Origin of the sequence: Bacillus sp. FJAT-49736 (assembly GCF_018343615.1) — a bacterium.
Classification (GTDB): Bacteria; Bacillota; Bacilli; order Bacillales; family Bacillaceae_C; genus Margalitia.
The window spans coordinates 1,213,371-1,230,127 of sequence record NZ_JAGYPI010000001.1; the positions used below are offsets into that span (position 1 = coordinate 1,213,371).

A 16,757-nucleotide genomic window follows, 5' to 3' on the forward strand; every position below is an offset into this window, starting at 1 on the left:
ATTTTATGGTGTGGTCTTTTTCATGTGTTAAAGAAGAAATATGGGTGTAAAGTCATCTTGTAGTTGGATAACCATAAATACTATATTCCTATGGAGTGTTGCTCCGAATGTTCTATTCTCTCTGATATTAAATTCATTTTATTACACTAGCCTTTCACTCGTAAATTGGGTTTAAGGCAAGAAAAAGACACCCTTGCTTTAATTGAATTTTTTACATACGAACTGAATTCCTTCTAACAGAGTATGTATACTAAGGTAAATATTTGGAAAAATAAACCGAATATATTTTTTGGATGAGTCGCAGGATGGAAGAGGAAAAACAGATTAGGCTAACTTCGGCAGAAATATCCCAATTGTGGCATTGATTTAGGTGTCATGTATAACAGATTAACTTTGGAAATACAACTTTATGCCAAGGGCAAATCTATGATTAATAATAAGTGGCTAGAACAGCCTCCTATGGCTCCGGATAGGCAAGATTTAAAAGGATAAATAAATAGGTAAAGGAAAGGAGGGTAAAGCCTTCCTTTTGAAAAAGAAATAAGGTGAAATTCCGTGAAAACATCCTATAGATCACCTTGGTCAGCATTGTTATGGTCATTTGTTCTTCCTGGGTTTGGTCAGTTTTATAATGGCCAATTCTTCTTGGGCTTCGTATTAATGGCTTTGGAGGTAATAATCAATACCTATTCTGGTTTAAACTTGGCAATTTACCATACATTTAGAGGAGAATTGCATCAGGCTCACCAGGTAGTACATTACAATTGGGGATTATTTTACCCTTCCATTTGGGGTTATGGTATGTGGCAAGCATACAACCAATCTGCTTTGATCAATGACCAGCTTAGGGTGAAAGGGATCCATGAACCTTTTAAAAAAGCGTATTTTACAGGAATGCTCTTTGGTTTGGTAGCTGGAATGGTGATTGGACTATTTTTTTCTTTTATATTACACAGCCCCGTCTATTCAGGTCTTGTAATTGGTGTAGTTGGAGCGATTATTGGTCATCTATTAGAAAAATTTATTTATAAAATTATTAGTAGGCATTGACCTGTTTTTTTGTTGACCAAAATAAGCGACAACAATATAAAAAAGAGGCTCGGGAGAATCCAAGCCATTTTGGGATGTCAATTGTGAATACAAAGATATAGCCTTGCATCCTACAAAAGTCATCCCTTTATTTATAAGTTGTTTAGTACCAGTTAATGGACGGTTCCTTTACCAATTGTGGTAAGATGCCAAGCTCCTTTGCAGCCGCTTCAATAAATTCTCTTCGGAAGAAATAGCTGCGATGGTAGACAATTTTATCATTTTCGACTTCCTGATACTGAATATCGTGAATTACTGGCCCATTTTCTGATTCTGCTACTACAACAATTACAAGTTTTCCCCATAAAATAAATTCCTTTGCCTTATGACCTGGAAGCCCGTAATACATTGATCCATTTCTGATTTCTTCCTTTGTAACTTCCAAAAAGCCTAAAGAAGCTTCGTAATGTGCATGATCACTGATAAGTGCAAGTAACCCTTCCAAATTACCCTCATTAAAGGCTTTTATATATGCTTGAATTACTTCGTTCTTATGGAGATTCTCCGTTTGTTCGGTTTTCCATCTGAAATCGTAGTTTTTTAATTTTTCTCTCATTCTCCTTCTCGTAGCATATATGGCACCAGGAGTAGTTTTGACCATGCTGGCCACTTCCTCCGCATGAAATTGAAAAATCTCTGTAAGTAAAAACACCGCTGTTTGTCTTGGCGTGAATAAGTGAAAAAGAACTTTTAATGCTTCTTCTAAATCAAGATTATCTGCAAATTCCACTGAAGGAAAATCTTCTTCCAATAGTTCACCAACATTTCGTTTCTCTCTGCGGCAATGATCAATCCAGGTGTTTGTTGCAATTCGGTATAAATAAGATTGGAGATTAGTAGGGTGCCATCTTTGATACAATCCTCCTAACACTTTAAGCATTGTTTCTTGGTAGAGATCTTCACCATCCCAAGGGGACCCCGTAAGATATCGGCAATAATTCCATAGACCTTCGCCATAATCAGATATAAGATGATCAAAATGTTGCCGAAGCTCCCTAGATGATTCATACAATGGATTCATTGTTTGTTCAGACAAAAAATTACCTCCTTCTAACAAATAGTTTCATATGTATAACGAATATAATTAAGATTATTATACTTGGAAGGGGGATTTTTTTTTTAGTTTTCTTTTTTTGAATTTTTGAAAAGTACCTAATGCTTGATTAATATTCAGAAATCACACGGACAGGAGTTCCGTTATCTGTGGCAAAACGAGGCAATTTCTGAAGTTTGAGGACACACAATCCGTTATTTTACAAAATCAATATGATTTACCTATGAATTATAGACGATAATGGAACATGGTCCTCTGAACTATTAAATAGAGGGAATTTTTTTATCATTAACCGATCCTCTGTCCTTAAGAAATAGCAGAACTATGGAAGCATCGATTCCACAACATGTATTAACTCTTTTTTGACTTTGATCTCGTCTTTATTTATATCTGAAAGTTCCACTTGATAGTGAATGCGACTTTCACAAAAATCAATTTGATAGCCATTTACGGTTTTGTGCAGCTCTACTTCTTTCTTGTTTTTTAATGTGAAGGAAGAAACCTTTTTACTTGACCGTTGACAAGAATAGACAGCAATTTTAAGAGACTTAGAAGAATTTTTATATATCCAGATAAAATCTCTATCGTTCATAATAGAAACCACATGTGTAACGGAAAACGGAAAATACGCTGGAACAAGTAGTTCTTTTCCATACTTAACTTTAAATTGATTTATTGGTTCATTCATGAAGGGATTCGATCCGTCTGCAACGATGATTATTTGAGATATTTTGTTTTTATCGATTTTTACTTCCCAAATAAATGCAATTCTTTGTATAAAATTACCCTTTGATATTTCTTCCTTCTTAAAGTAACCGATTAAAACCTTTGTGTTTTTATGAGGCGAGGGTAATGTTTGTATTCTTGTAATGGGTGTATTTTCTCTTATTTCAGGTAATAGAACATCTGGTCCAAGAAGAGATTTGGCATAATTTAAATTTCCATGCATAAAAGCATCTAAAAAGTTATGCAGAACATTTCGTTCCGAACCTGTAACACGTATGGAAGTATAGAATAAGGTTTGTGTTATAAGTATACAGATTAAAATTTTTCTGATTTTCATTTTATCACCCTTACTTAGATTTCCTTAGCTAACAAGTATTATGTACAACCTTGAAAATAATAGAGATATTTTAATAGGAATTCAGTAACTTATCTAGAAATAATAAGTAAAGTAATTTTCAGATGGAGGAATGAGTATGAATAAGCAGTATCCGATTGGAAAGTTTGAATATAACCAAGAAATAAATGAACAGGTAGTAAAGCAGTGGATGAGAGAAATCGATGAATTACCGGATAAATTGCAAAAAGCTGTTCAAGAGTTAAGTGAAGAACAGCTTGATACACCATATAGAGAAGGCGGTTGGACTATTCGTCAACTAGTGCATCATATAGCAGATAGCCATATGAATGCATATATTCGGATGAAGCTGGCACTTACAGAGGAGAATCCTACCATTAAACCATACCATGAAGGGAAATGGGCAGAGCAATCCGATTATTTGCTACCTATAGAGTTTTCTCTTACTATACTGGCTGGACTTCATAAGCGTTGGAGCTACTTATTACAGAACCTGAATTCGCATGATTGGAAAAAAACATTTAATCATCCAGATTCAGGTGAAATTACAATCGAGAAGAATATCGGCTTATATGCATGGCATGGCAATCACCATCTGGCTCATATTACATCGTTATGTAGAGAAAAGGGATGGATATAAGATAGTTGTACAGAACCCAATAATAATAGTGTATAAATGCACATAGGAGGAAATAATATGAATTCTCTCTTAGCAAACGAGTATCTAGTAACATTAGCTGCTGATGCTGATACCAATCGACTAATCCAATTTCTAAAAGATATAGCCCAATGGTTAAAGGATATGGAGGTCGACCAGTGGCAATATCTCCTGGGAGGAGGAGAGGATGGCGAAATCGCTGCCGCTGTGTCTGCTCAGTATACATATATCGTATTAAAAGATAAAGAGATCATTGCCACATTTACACTTGCTCCAACGCCAAGTGATTGGGATCATCATATTTTCGGTAAGGAAACAGACAACGATTCCCTTTATCTACATAGATTAGCTGTTTCTCCTAGCTATATGGGAAAAGGTCTAGGAAAGAATATTTTGCAGTGGATTCCAGAGAATATAGAAACAGAAAAGGGGTATATAAAATTAGATTGCGTCGCACATAATGTTAAATTAAACCGATTTTACCAAAACAATGGTTTTGATTATATAGGAGAAACAGATAGTCACAGTAAATATCAAAGAAACATAAGATGAAAGTTTATTTAAAAGGACTATCTTTTGTTTTTATTTATCCATTTAAAATTGGAAATTGAATATTTTTCCTTCTTTTTGCAAAAAAATAGTACTAGCAAATAGAAGGAAAGTTGACGTGAATGGATGATTCAATTACCACAGTTTATGAAATTTAGAAGGAATTCCAGCAAGAAAGACTATGTGTTGGTTAATAAGCCAACACATAGTCAATTGCGTAATATTCCCAAAGTCACCGTAATTACACCAGTCTTTAATGCAGCAAAATATCTGCACAAAACCATAGATTCCGTACAGAACCAAACAATAGGGATAGATAATATTGAATACATCTTAATCGATGATGGTTCAAAAGATGACTCAAGAGATATTTTGCTGGAATACTCCTCTAAATATGAAAATATTACAGTCGTATTCCTCCGATCGAACACAGGGACTCCCGGTTATCCTCGAAATATTGGATTACAGTTATCTACCGCAAAATACATCATTTTTTTAGATGCGGATGATTGGCTGGAGCCTGCGGGACTGCAAGTTTTATATAATATATTAGAAGAAACGGGCGACGATTATGCAGTGGGGAAGACGATTCAAGTTCAGGCTAAGGGAACAAAAATAGTGGGGGAGCATGAGTCCTGTTCGGAACGGAGAAGTGTGTCGCCTTTCTCGATCCCGCAAATATTTCAACACTTAGGGCCAAGAGCAAGAATGATAAGGGCAGATGTTATAAAAAAGAATCATATTGTTTTTCCTGAAATGAAATTTGCGGAGGATAAACAGTTTTTTATCGATGTGCTTTTACAATGCCGAACGATTTCCACAACTAGCGCTCCCATCTATTACTTAAATCGGGTGGAAAACAGTGACCGATTAACGAATCAAACCAATATTATGCAGAAAGCAAACTATAATTTAAAAGTCATTCGTTACATTATTCATAAAAATTTAGAAATCGAAAAAGAGAAAATGATCTTGAATCGATTATACGAGTTTGATTGCATCACCAGGTTTTTCACCACTCCACATTTTCAAAGAACAAGACTAAAAAGGTTGTATTATTTCAAATTAAAACAAATTTTGAAAACGACCAAGAGCTTGCAATACGATTTTTCCGATAATTTTTTTGAACCATTTAATAAGACCGTTTATCGTCTATTTTGCCAAAAACAATATAAGGAGCTTGTTAAGCTTTATGAATGGCAAAAAAACGAAAAGATAAAGGAAATTATGATTAAAGACAATCTTCCTTATTGGATTGTTCCATTTTTAGAGGAGTCTAGTAAATATATTAGGGCCTCTTTATATGCTGTATATAAACAGGAATTTATTGAAAACAATATGTATTATCTTGTTTTTAACCTATTCGGGGAATCATCTCATACTATTAGAGATGTCATTATCCGTGATGTGAACGACGCGCGTGTGGAACGAATATTGGAAGTGAAGATGGGTAACGAAGGTAACGGTAAGTTGGAGATACCTCTACAATTACTGCAGGACTTACCAAATTCTAATTACTCTATTTTTTTAAGATATAATGATTATCTGAAAGTGAACATTCGACGGAATGACCAACGACAACTCAAACACCGTTTTCAGGAACGAGAATTTGTTTTCTATCCTACTGTTTATTCGAATGTGGGGTTAAAAATAAGAAAAATAGTGAGCTGAAATCAATTCATGCAACATACTATTTTTAAGAAAGCTGCTTTTAAAGATGGGAGAGAAGTGGGGGATTTAAATGACCATTCCAATTGCCGTTCAAATGTATACATTGCGGGATGAAAGTAAAAAAGATTTCTCCGGTACATTAAAAAGAGTTGCCGAAATCGGCTATGATGGTGTTGAGCTTGCAGGATATGGCGGGATGAAACCAGCACAATTAAAGCAAGTGTTAGATAATCTAGGTCTAAAAGCCATATCCAGTCATATACCATTAGATGAATTAAAGACGAATTTGGAAACAGTTGTAGAAGATCACCAGGTACTTGATTGTCATTTCGTGGTATGTCCCTATTTAATGCCAGATCAAAGAAAAGAAGAGGACTACTTATCACTAATTTCCTTTTTAGAACAAGCTGGGGAAACATGCAGGGAAGCGGGATTAACATTGCTATACCATAATCATGATTTTGAATTAGAGAAGTTATCTGACGGTCGATCAGCACTTGAAACGATTTTTGCAGAAACACACGCGAACAATGTCCAAACCGAGCTTGATGTTTACTGGTTGACAAAAGCGGGAGAAGATCCCGTTAAATGGATGCAACGCTACAAAAACAGAGCTCCAATTGTTCATTTAAAGGATATGACCGTAGACGAGGAACAATTTTTTGCCGAGCTCGGAACAGGGGGAGTAGATTTAGAAGGAGTGTTAAAGACAGGTCAAGAATGTAATGTAAAATGGTGGGTGGTCGAACAGGATTTTTGCAGTCGTTCCCCATTGGAAAGCATTGAAATAAGCCTTCGTTATTTGAAAGAAAAACATAATAGTTAAAAAAGAAAACCTAATTGTACTGAACCCCAAAAGTTAGAGTTTTTGGTCTAACTTTTGGGGTGCGCATCAAATCGGTTTCCTTTTTATATTATACAAATTTACTAAAACCTTAAACTTGTACAAACGCATTCAACAGACAGGTACTAATTGCTAAATAGGCTTCCTGTGCATTAGTCGACATTTACTTTATTTCTATAGGTAAATTCTCCGCATGCTTATCAAATGGTTCATAGGTTACTTCCTCATAAAATTGTATTTGCTCTTTTACCCAGCCGGAATAAGATTCATATATATCTAGTAATTTTTGTTCGTTTTGAAATTCTGCAGGTATATCAAATCCTTCCTGATTCCCCAAATCATTCAACCATTTATGTATGATTTCATCACTCAATGTCTGTCTCTTTGATTCCAGTAGCTGCACAATATCTTCTATAAGCCAATTTGGATCTTCCAAACCCTCCATGATTGATTTAATTCTACTATCGGATTTTTCATTATCTTTTCTTTCTTTTTTGAAAATAGCCCCATACTTCATCTTCCTTCCGTTAGACTAATTTCCTTAATTATACAGAAAAATTTTTAGATGAAATACAGTATTTTAAAATAAAAAGGTACACATCAAATGTGTACCTTCATCTTTAACTCGCAAGCTGAGCCTTTTCTTTTTTCACTTGTTTGGTTTCCGTTCCTTTTAAACCATTGAAAAGAAGATTTAATATTATTGCTACAATACTACCGGAAACAATGCCGCTGCCAAGTATTAAACGAATGGATTCTGGAAGCTTAGAAATAACATCCGGTGCAATGGATACGCCAACTCCAATGGAGATAGAAGAAGCGATAATAAACATATTTTCAATTCGGTTAAAATCAACTTGTGAAAGCTGGCGGATCCCAGATGCAACCACCATTCCGAACATCGGAATCATCGCTCCTCCTAATACAGGATTCGGGATGATCGTTGTTAAAGCAGCTACTTTGGGTAGAAGTCCAAGGGCCATTATAATGATACAAGCTGAAAATACCACTTTACGAGATTTAACCCCTGTTAATGCGACTAATCCAACATTTTGCGAATAGGTTGTATAAGGAAATGCCTGAAAGATTCCGCCGATTACTTGAGCAAGACCCTCAGAACGAAGTCCAAGCTTAACATCCTTTCCGTCAATTTTCTTGCCGACAATATCACCTAATGCGAAAAATACTCCAGTTGATTCAATCATACTGACAATACTAACTAATACCATACTAATGATTGCGGATGCATGGAAGGTTGGAGGTCCAAAACGGAATGGTTCTACCATATGGAACCAAGACGCTTTGCCGACCCCGGAGAAATCCACAAGACCCATAAAGGATGCCACAGCAGTTCCTAATATTAATGAAAGAAGAATAGAAATCATTTTTAAATAGCCTTTAAAAAATCGATTCATTAAAACGATGGATAGAAATGTTATTGCCGCTAATAAAAGATTTGTGCCGCTGGCATAGCCAGGAGAACCTGCTTGTCCGGTGATATCTCCCATTGCTGCACTGATTAAGGAGGCACCGATAATCGTAACAACTGAACCTGTTACAACAGGGGGGAAGAACTTTACAATTTTATCCATGAATTGGGCTAATATGAATACAATAATTCCTGAAACAATAATGGCGCCGTAAATAGCTGGAATGCCGGATTCCTTCCCAATGGCAATCATCGGGCCAACGGCTTGAAAAGCACACCCTAGTAATATTGGGAGTTTAATGCCAAAATATTTACCACCAATAACCTGTAATAAGGAGGCAATTCCACAGCAAAATAAATCAATGGAAATTAAATACGTTAATTGCTCCGCAGTCATACCGATTTGCGGTCCGACAATTAGCGGTACCACCACTGCACCAGCATACATAGCAAGCACATGCTGGAAACCAAGTGCACCATAATTCCAAAAGCCTAGTTTTTTCTTCACGGTATTCACTCCTCTATTAATCTTCTAAGAATTCAACTGTATGATTGGTAAGGCTTTTGATTCTTGCTAAAGATAAAACATCATATCCTGCATCGCGAAGCTTCCTTCCACCTACCTGGAATGCCTTCTCGATAACGATTCCAATACCCACTACTTCTGCACCAGCTTGTTTTACAATAGATGCGAGTCCAAGAGCAGCTTCACCATGAGCTAAAAAATCATCTACTATTAACACCTTATCCTCTTGTGCTATGAAGGACTTGCCGATATGAATTTCGTTTTCTATTTGTTTGGTAAAAGAGAAAACCCTTTCGACCCAAACATCCCCCTTCATAGTCAGCGGCTTTTGCTTCTTCGCGAATACCATAGGGACTCCTAATTCCAATGCAGTTGTGAGTGCTGGTGGGATACCCGATGATTCAATCGTTAAGACTTTTGTTATTCCTTTACTTCCAAAATAAGATGCAAATTCTTTTCCCATTTCCATTGTTAATTCCGGATCTACTTGATGATTAAGAAAGGAATCTACTTTTAACACACCATCCGAAATAACTCGACCTTCTGTTCTAATTCTTTCCTTCAGACTTTTCATGTTGCACCTCCACAAAAAATAAAAAACCCCGCATGAAACCTTTTACAAGTGAAAAGTTCCATACGGGGTTTTACTCCACGTAAATATAAACTTTCACTCGTAGTCGGCTCATTTACGGCGAGCCGGTAGAAACTTGCAGACCATATCTCTGCGATTATACGAGATGAAACATTCGTGTTTTTTGAATAGTATAAGCCAATTATTTTATTTTGAAAAGAGTTTTTTCTTTTAAAAGCGAATTTTAAAGATTAAATTTTATGTAATATAAGGAAAATTTTCTTTTTAAGTGTATTTGCTTTTATATTGATTTCCGCTTCTTTTTCCATAATACTAAAATTATTAGAAGGGTAGGCTTACAGGAGGTTTCTAAGTTGAAAAGGACAAGGTACACTAATCCAGATGGAGATAGGAATTTAAATTCCTTTAAAAAACTAATGCGTTGGCAAAAGGAACGCCGTAAAAAAACAAAGGATTTATCCTATACCATACCGCAGGCTGCAGATAAAATGGAAGCCTATTTGAGGAGGAATAGAGAGGACTGTACGATCACTTGGATAGGACATTCTTCCTTTCTTATTCAATTGAACGGATTAAATATTGTAACAGATATTGTATGGGCAAGGAGGATGGGAATGGAGGTTCGATTATCAGAACCTGGGCTGTCTCCTGAACATATGCCTGAAATTGATGTTGTTCTCATCTCCCATAGTCATTATGATCATTTAGACATACCTTCTTTAAAGAAGCTAAAAGGGAATCCTATATATTTAGTTCCTATCGGTTTAAAGCGTTATTTTGAAAAAAAGAAATTTACTCCTGTTAAGGAATTTGCATGGTGGGAAAGTATCTCTATACAAGAAGTTCATTTTACATTTGTTCCTGCTAGACATTGGACAAGAAGAACCTTAACCGACACGAATACTTCTCATTGGGGTGGATGGATGATAGAAGGGAATGAGAAGACCATCTATTTTGCAGGGGATAGTGGCTATTTCGATGGATTCAAGGAAATAGGTGGAAAGTTTTCCATTGATTATGCCTTAATACCTATTGGAGCGTATGAACCGGAGTGGTTTATGGCACCGCAGCATATTAATCCGGAAGAAGCTGTTCAAGTATTTTTGGATGTGAAAGCGAAATCCTTTATCCCAATGCATTATGGTGCATTCCGTCTGGCGGATGACACTCCAAAAGAGGCAATAGATCGTCTGATGAATGCTTGGGAAAAGGAAGGTATAGAAAAATCACATTTGTTATTTTTACAATTAGGAGAAACATTAGAGTGTTGATGAATTAATTATCAGAAAAGTAGAACTTTATTATGAAAGCGCCTTCGACTATATTTAATACCCCTAATAATAATTTTAAGGAATATAATAAGAAAAGGCGGTTGAAGTACAAAAAACCGATTTTTAATTTGTTGCTTTTCGAATTTATTTATAAATCCTAATATAGTCTTAGCTCCAGGCATTTTTTCTTAAGAACACAATGAATTCATCACCAAAGATTTGCTAGATGATAAGATTTTTTTCTGCAAAAGCAACAAAACTTAAGAAAAAAGCCTAAGAGAAAAAGACAACAGGAGAAGAGAACATTGGATAAACAAAATAGCAGGTACAGATGGGTTGTTTTTTCTGCTGTATTATTTTCTTATTTTATAATTGTTAGTCAAAGAACGGCGCCTGGTCTTATAACAGACCAATTAATGAAGGAGTTTCATATTACTGCTGCAACCTTAGGAATACTTACGAGCATTCAATTTCTAGCATATGCCGGCTTGCAAATACCGATTGGTATATTGTCTGACCGTTTTGGCCCTAATCGTTTTCTAATTGCCGGTACATTATTGAATGGTATTGGGACTTTGATATATAGTGTTGCACCAAATGAGGGCATCTTATTTATTTCCAGACTTTTGGTGGGAACAGGGGATGCGACCATTTGGGTAAACCTCGTATTAATATTGAGTCAATGGTTTAAAGTAAATGAGTTTGTAGGCTTGCTTGGTTGGGCAGGGATGACAGGGAGCCTCGGATCTATTATGGCTACTGTTCCATTTTCCAGTTTAATCGCCAGTTTTGGTTGGCGGAAGCCGTTTTTTTCATTTGGAATCGTCCTTATTATCATTGGGATACTGCTTTATATTGTCTTGGTTCAAAAACCAAGTAAATGGAATATCCAAGAAAAAGCCCCTGTTAAAACTATAAAGAGGGAAAAAACACTTACCATTTTACGAAGGCTTTTTACTACACGCCAAGCATGGGCAACCTTCCTGTGCCATTTTGGGATTGTTGGTACATACGTTGGCTTTATCGGATCATGGGCAGTTCCGTATGGAATGAGTGTATATGGTATGTCCCGTTCTAGTGCCAGCCAATTGATTATGATTGGACTAATTGGTGCGATAATTGGCGGACCGCTTACTACTTGGATGTCTAGCCGTATAGGCTCGAATAAAAAGCCTTATATTGTTGTGCAAATGGTTATTTTTTTAAGTTGGTTTTCGTTTCTATTGTTCAATGGAAGGCCTCCGTACTACATGCTGATAATTCTCTTTTTAATTATTGGCTACGGAAATGGAGCAAGTGCCTTAACGTTTGCGGTTGTCAGAAAATCGTTTGATATACGGGAGGTAGGAGTCGTTTCGGGGTTTGCCAATACTGGCGGATTTTTAAGTGCCGTGCTGCTTCCAAGTATTTTCGGAAAAGTACTGGATCATTTTCATCATGCACCGAGCACAACAGGATATCATTACGGCTTCATTATCCCAGTTTTCTTTTCTTTATTTGCTATTTTGGGTGGTATCTTAATCAAAGAATCTTCTAAAGAAATAAAGCAAGGCGAAGCAGCGTTGGAGTCGAAACAAATGTAAAGGAAACACAATTTTTTGGATGCGACATCTATAATTTTCGTCCAATTTGATGGAAATTCACCACATTACAATCACCAAAAGAGCTTGGAGAATTCCAAGCTCTTTTCAATAAAAGCCCAATATAATGGCTTAACTTGTCTTTCCTATTTGGCTTTTGCAGAATGAAAGATTTCCTGCAAATCATTAAAATCAAAACGTGTTATTCCTGAAATCTTTCCTTGATCATTGAGAGTCATATATCCAGTGATGGTAGAAGTGTTTGTTTTGCCATCTTTAGAGCATTCTACCTCAGCTTTAAAGGTATAAGAATTAAATTTGCTATTTTCCAATTGTACATCCATATTTGTTGGTTTTAATTCATACCCAGCAGAATGTGCAGGCAATAGAACAGCAAACCCTAGATTGGTATTAACGAATTTTTCAAAGTACTCGTTTGCTATAAGACTCCCATATGTCTCTTTCAAATATTGATTTTGTGCCGGTATATCATCTGAATTAAGTATCTCTTTTAGTTCGTTCGTAGTGGTTAATTCTCTTTCCAAGAATGTTTTAATTGTCTTCACGTTTTTTGAATTAGTTTTCGAAGAAACGGTAGATGTGTTCTCACCTTTGTCTTTCGAAGTAGTAAGATTGGAACTCGAACAACCTGCAAATAAAATTAGTGCAGATGTTAAAATCACCAATTTAATGAAAAGCCCTTTCATAAAAGCCCCCCTTAGCATGAAGTATTTGATTATTTACGAAAATGTTTTCATACCTTTATTCCATTTCAAAACGCAAATTCAGAAAATTCAATCCCATAATAATGTTAACATATAAATCCATTTCCATAAATAGTATCATCCTTTAAAGCGTATCATTTATTCCAACTTTTAGGGGTCATCACTCTTGGCAATTGATATTGTCCAAACAATACTTGCTTTCTTTGTTGATTAATTTATACGCATTTGGAGCAACATACATTTGAAATAGTGCTTTCTTTCATAATTTGCAATTCGGTAATAAATGTGATTTTCCTATGTTGACAAGATGAGAAAACGGGAGTATAGTTACCCATGTTAATTGTTACCCAAGGTAACTAAAGTAGGGGGGGGCATTTCGTGCAAGGTTTTATTCAGCGTTTTATCCGATTATATAGACCGCTTATTAGTGAGTTAAATGAATTATTAAGTGAATATGATCTTTCCTATTCTTTATGGCAAATTATTTTTTATGTAAAAAATAACGGGAGCTCCACATTAGTGGATATTTCCAATTATTTTCATGTTGAAAAGCCATCCATTACCAGGACAGTCCAACGTTTAGAAGAAAAGGAATTGGTCAAACAAATTCCTGGCAAGGACAGGAGAGAAAAAATTATTCAATTGACAGAGCAAGGGGAGGAGATCTACCAACTTTGCCGTCAGAGAATAACAGAGCTCGAAGCTGGAATGATGAATGGCATTTCGAACGAAGAGCAAACGGTAACCTATAACACGTTGCCAAAAATAAGAGAAAATATTCTTAACAAAGAAGGGAACAACATTGAGTAAACCAAAGCTATGGACAAAAGATTTTTTAATTGTCTCGCTATCAAACTTTTTTCTGTATTTTACATTTTATCTATTAATCGCCACCATCACGGTATATGCAACGAATAATTTTAATGCATCACCAAGTGTTGCCGGTTTAGTATCCGGTATTTTCGTTATCGGTACATTGATTGCTCGTTTGTTTGCAGGAAAATATATTGAACAACTAGGTCGAAAAAATCTTTTATATTTTGGTTTAATTTTTGTTTTAATCACAACGCTATTATATTTTATTGCAAACAGCTTAACTTTTCTGTTAATCATACGTTTTATCAATGGGGCAGCATTGGGAATTGCGTCAACTGCGACAGGAACCATTGTTTCTAGTATTATTCCAAATGAAAGACGAGGGGAAGGTACTGGTTATTATGCCTTAAGTACGACTTTAGCTGCTGCTTTTGGTCCGTTTTTAGGAATGTTTATAAGTGAGCATATTGGATTTAATATGAACTTTACAGTCTGCTCTGTGCTTTTAGCATTAAGCTTAGTTGCAGCCTTCTTTTTAAAGGTACCAAAAATAGAAATATCCAAGGAACAGCTGCAGCAAATGAAAAACTTTTCGTTACGTAACTTTTTTGAAGCAAAAGCCATTCCTATTTCCATTATGAGTATTTTAGTTGGTTTAGGCTATTCCAGTGTACTTGCATTCCTAACATCCTTCGCACAGCAAATACATTTAGTAGACATTGCTAGCTTTTTCTTTATTATCTATGCCATTGCAATCCTTGTTTCAAGACCATTTACAGGAAGATGGTTTGATACAAAAGGGGAGAATATTGTCATGTATCCTTCCTTTATTGCATTGGCACTTGGATTATTTGTTTTAAGCCAGGCAAGTGCAGGTTATTTCATCATTATCGCTGGAATATTTATCGGTTTAGGATACGGTACGTTTATTTCAAGTGCACAGGCTATTGCCATTAAAGTATCGCCACGCCATCGCATGGGATTAGCAACTTCGACCTTCTATATGTTCATGGACGCTGGAATTGGGATTGGACCATTTATTTTAGGGTGCCTGGTACCATCCGTTGGTTATCGTGGTGTGTATGAATATATGGGTGTACTCCTATTAATTTGTGTATTTTTATATTATATTTTACACGGAAGAAAAGCTTCTAACGGTAATCAAGGAGAGGCTGTTGTAAATAAATAGAATTAGTTTTGACCATTGAGAACATTTGACTTGATCAAGTGTTCTTTTTTTGAAACTTGAATCGAGTTTTTTATAGGTTTAAGATTATTCCATGAAAAAATTATAAACCTGGTGAGGAGCTCTTGAATGCGAAAAGTAATTTTACCCTTTATGATAGTTCTAATCGGGATTATGGCATATCTAAATTTTAACTTGGATAGTTTTTCTAAGAAAAACGAGAACTTAGTGTTATCTAATGGAAAAGCAGAGCAGGTTGGAGCCAATCAAGAAACGTTATCAGGGATAGATTCGATTGTTAATAAAGCTATTAATGATAAAGTGACGCCAGGTGCGGTTGTGCTTATAACCAAAGATGGAAAGATTATTAAAGAAACGGCCTACGGAGATGCGGAGAAATACGATAGGGGAAAAATCCTTTCTCCACCACAAAAAATGACTGTTAATACTATGTTCGATCTTGCTTCCATTACAAAAGTGATGGCCACTACCCAAGGGATAATGAAATTAGTAGAAGAGGGAAAGATTTCGGTAAAGGATAAGGTCGTAAAATACTTTCCGGAATTCGGGAAATACGGTAAATCAAAGATTACGTTAGAAGATCTTTTAACTCATTCTTCTGGTCTACCTGGCTGGGAGCCCGCCTATTTATATGTAAATAATTCCTCTCAAATGCTGAAATACATTAATAATATGAAATTAGCCTATAAAACAGGGACCGATCGTGTATACAGCGATTTTAATTTTATGGTTCTCGGATATATTATTGAAAAAGTAACCCATACTTCCTTAGACAATTATGTGAAATCGACCATTTATCAACCACTTGGAGTAGATAGAACGATGTTTAATCCTAAGCAAAAGGGAATGAAGGATATTGCTGCGACTTCATGGGGAAATCCTTATGATTATAAAGAAACGAAGGCACTTGGAGCCAAGCAGTATACTAAATGGAGAGCTTATACATTTGTAGGTGAAGTCGAGGATGGGAACAGTTACTTTGCTAATGATGGGGTGGCAGGTCACGCCGGCCTATTTTCCACTGCTAGGGATTTGGCTGTGATGGGGCAAATACTTATTAATGGTGGTAAGTACGGAAAAAAGGATATTTTTGAAGAAAAAACAATCACCCAATTCACAACAGAGCATCGGTTTGGACAAGGCTTAGGTTGGGAAAGAAATCAGCCATTTATGGGCAAGCTTCATTCCAAGAATGCTTTCGGCCATAATGGATCCACCGGGACACAGATTATTATCGATCCGGACAATAATGTACAAATTATTGTATTAACCAATAAACTAAATAATGGTCTGCCTAAGAATGGTACTTATCCCAGCACAACAGCATTTTCCGCTAATATAGCGGATATCGTATACCAATCAATAGAATAGAAAAAGAAGAACCTGCCAATGCAATCGGCAGGTTCTCATACATTTGTGGTGATTGACACCATACGGTAGTTGTCTTTTGAACCAGATACCATTTGTCCGCAAATGGGACATTGTGCTCTCAACCCCTTGAAAGCGTTTACATTAAAGACCTCTAAGTTCCCGAAAGAAAAGGGTGAGCGAAACCAAGTTTTGCAATTACGATTGGTACAGCAAAGCTCCAAGATTTTATCCTCTGTCATTTTACTTGACCCCCTTTTTCTACTATGTATATTCAAATAAAGGGGAAAATGACAG

The 16,757-nt window shown here is 35.9% G+C and carries 16 protein-coding genes and 1 riboswitch; of the genes, 10 read left to right on the forward strand and 6 right to left on the reverse strand.

All coding sequences use genetic code 11. The features are described 5' to 3' along the window. Positions 1–555 precede the first annotated feature (555 nt). A complete protein-coding gene (locus KHA87_RS06420) occupies positions 556–1,050 on the forward strand; it encodes a DUF5683 domain-containing protein (protein ID WP_213093261.1) in 495 nt (164 codons plus the stop codon). A 142-nt stretch (positions 1,051–1,192) separates the two neighbouring features. Here KHA87_RS06420 and KHA87_RS06425 read toward each other — a convergent pair whose 3' ends face one another. Continuing rightward, positions 1,193–2,125 (reverse strand): sigma-70 family RNA polymerase sigma factor, encoded by a 933-nt coding sequence (locus tag KHA87_RS06425; RefSeq protein WP_249310154.1) that lies wholly within the window; start codon positions 2,123–2,125, stop codon positions 1,193–1,195. Positions 2,126–2,465: 340 nt separating this feature from the next. Beyond that, the gene (locus KHA87_RS06430; RefSeq protein WP_213093262.1) at positions 2,466–3,206 is read right to left on the reverse strand and encodes a hypothetical protein; all 741 of its coding nucleotides are present in this window, start codon (positions 3,204–3,206) and stop codon (positions 2,466–2,468) included. A 136-nt stretch (positions 3,207–3,342) separates the two neighbouring features. Between KHA87_RS06430 and KHA87_RS06435 the strand changes: the two genes are divergently transcribed. From KHA87_RS06435 to KHA87_RS06450, 4 genes are all read left to right on the forward strand, one after another. Continuing rightward, complete coding sequence (locus KHA87_RS06435; protein ID WP_213093263.1) at positions 3,343–3,864, forward strand: YfiT family bacillithiol transferase; 522 nt, start codon at positions 3,343–3,345, stop codon at positions 3,862–3,864. A gap of 57 nt (positions 3,865–3,921) precedes the next feature. Then, the gene (locus tag KHA87_RS06440) at positions 3,922–4,434 is read left to right on the forward strand and encodes a GNAT family N-acetyltransferase (protein ID WP_213093264.1); all 513 of its coding nucleotides are present in this window, start codon (positions 3,922–3,924) and stop codon (positions 4,432–4,434) included. A gap of 123 nt (positions 4,435–4,557) precedes the next feature. Continuing rightward, complete coding sequence (locus tag KHA87_RS06445; protein ID WP_213093265.1) at positions 4,558–6,102, forward strand: glycosyltransferase family 2 protein; 1,545 nt, start codon at positions 4,558–4,560, stop codon at positions 6,100–6,102. Between the two features lie 70 nt (positions 6,103–6,172). Continuing rightward, positions 6,173–6,928, forward strand: coding sequence for a sugar phosphate isomerase/epimerase family protein (locus KHA87_RS06450; protein WP_213093266.1), 756 nt, complete (start codon positions 6,173–6,175; stop codon positions 6,926–6,928). A gap of 181 nt (positions 6,929–7,109) precedes the next feature. Here the strand turns inward: KHA87_RS06450 and KHA87_RS06455 are convergent, their stop codons facing one another. The 3 genes from KHA87_RS06455 to KHA87_RS06465 all read right to left on the reverse strand — a co-directional run bounded on the left by KHA87_RS06455 (position 7,110) and on the right by KHA87_RS06465 (position 9,475). Then, on the reverse strand, positions 7,110–7,463 hold the full coding sequence (locus KHA87_RS06455) for a hypothetical protein (protein WP_213093267.1): 354 nt from the start codon (positions 7,461–7,463) through the stop codon (positions 7,110–7,112). Between the two features lie 103 nt (positions 7,464–7,566). After that, the gene (locus KHA87_RS06460) at positions 7,567–8,883 is read right to left on the reverse strand and encodes a nucleobase:cation symporter-2 family protein (protein WP_213093268.1); all 1,317 of its coding nucleotides are present in this window, start codon (positions 8,881–8,883) and stop codon (positions 7,567–7,569) included. Positions 8,884–8,899: 16 nt separating this feature from the next. After that, a complete protein-coding gene (locus KHA87_RS06465; protein WP_213093269.1) occupies positions 8,900–9,475 on the reverse strand; it encodes a xanthine phosphoribosyltransferase in 576 nt (191 codons plus the stop codon). Between the two features lie 80 nt (positions 9,476–9,555). Beyond that, a riboswitch (purine riboswitch) is annotated at positions 9,556–9,657 on the reverse strand. Between the two features lie 252 nt (positions 9,658–9,909). On the opposite strand from KHA87_RS06465, the gene KHA87_RS06470 reads away from it, so the two are divergent. After that, the gene (locus KHA87_RS06470) at positions 9,910–10,764 is read left to right on the forward strand and encodes an MBL fold metallo-hydrolase (RefSeq protein WP_213094261.1); all 855 of its coding nucleotides are present in this window, start codon (positions 9,910–9,912) and stop codon (positions 10,762–10,764) included. Between the two features lie 305 nt (positions 10,765–11,069). Beyond that, positions 11,070–12,347, forward strand: a complete 1,278-nt coding sequence (locus tag KHA87_RS06475; protein ID WP_213093270.1) for an MFS transporter — start codon at positions 11,070–11,072, stop codon at positions 12,345–12,347. A 143-nt stretch (positions 12,348–12,490) separates the two neighbouring features. Here KHA87_RS06475 and KHA87_RS06480 read toward each other — a convergent pair whose 3' ends face one another. Then, a complete protein-coding gene (locus KHA87_RS06480) occupies positions 12,491–13,051 on the reverse strand; it encodes a hypothetical protein (RefSeq protein WP_213093271.1) in 561 nt (186 codons plus the stop codon). A 396-nt stretch (positions 13,052–13,447) separates the two neighbouring features. Between KHA87_RS06480 and KHA87_RS06485 the strand changes: the two genes are divergently transcribed. The 3 genes from KHA87_RS06485 to KHA87_RS06495 all read left to right on the forward strand — a co-directional run bounded on the left by KHA87_RS06485 (position 13,448) and on the right by KHA87_RS06495 (position 16,463). Then, positions 13,448–13,879: a MarR family winged helix-turn-helix transcriptional regulator gene (locus KHA87_RS06485; protein WP_213093272.1), complete on the forward strand. Its 432-nt coding sequence runs from the start codon at positions 13,448–13,450 to the stop codon at positions 13,877–13,879. Continuing rightward, positions 13,872–15,074, forward strand: coding sequence for an MFS transporter (locus KHA87_RS06490; protein WP_213093273.1), 1,203 nt, complete (start codon positions 13,872–13,874; stop codon positions 15,072–15,074). The genes KHA87_RS06485 and KHA87_RS06490 overlap by 8 nt, the downstream gene beginning before the upstream one ends. A gap of 126 nt (positions 15,075–15,200) precedes the next feature. Next, on the forward strand, positions 15,201–16,463 hold the full coding sequence (locus tag KHA87_RS06495) for a serine hydrolase (RefSeq protein ID WP_213093274.1): 1,263 nt from the start codon (positions 15,201–15,203) through the stop codon (positions 16,461–16,463). The last annotated feature ends 294 nt before the right edge of the window (positions 16,464–16,757 follow it).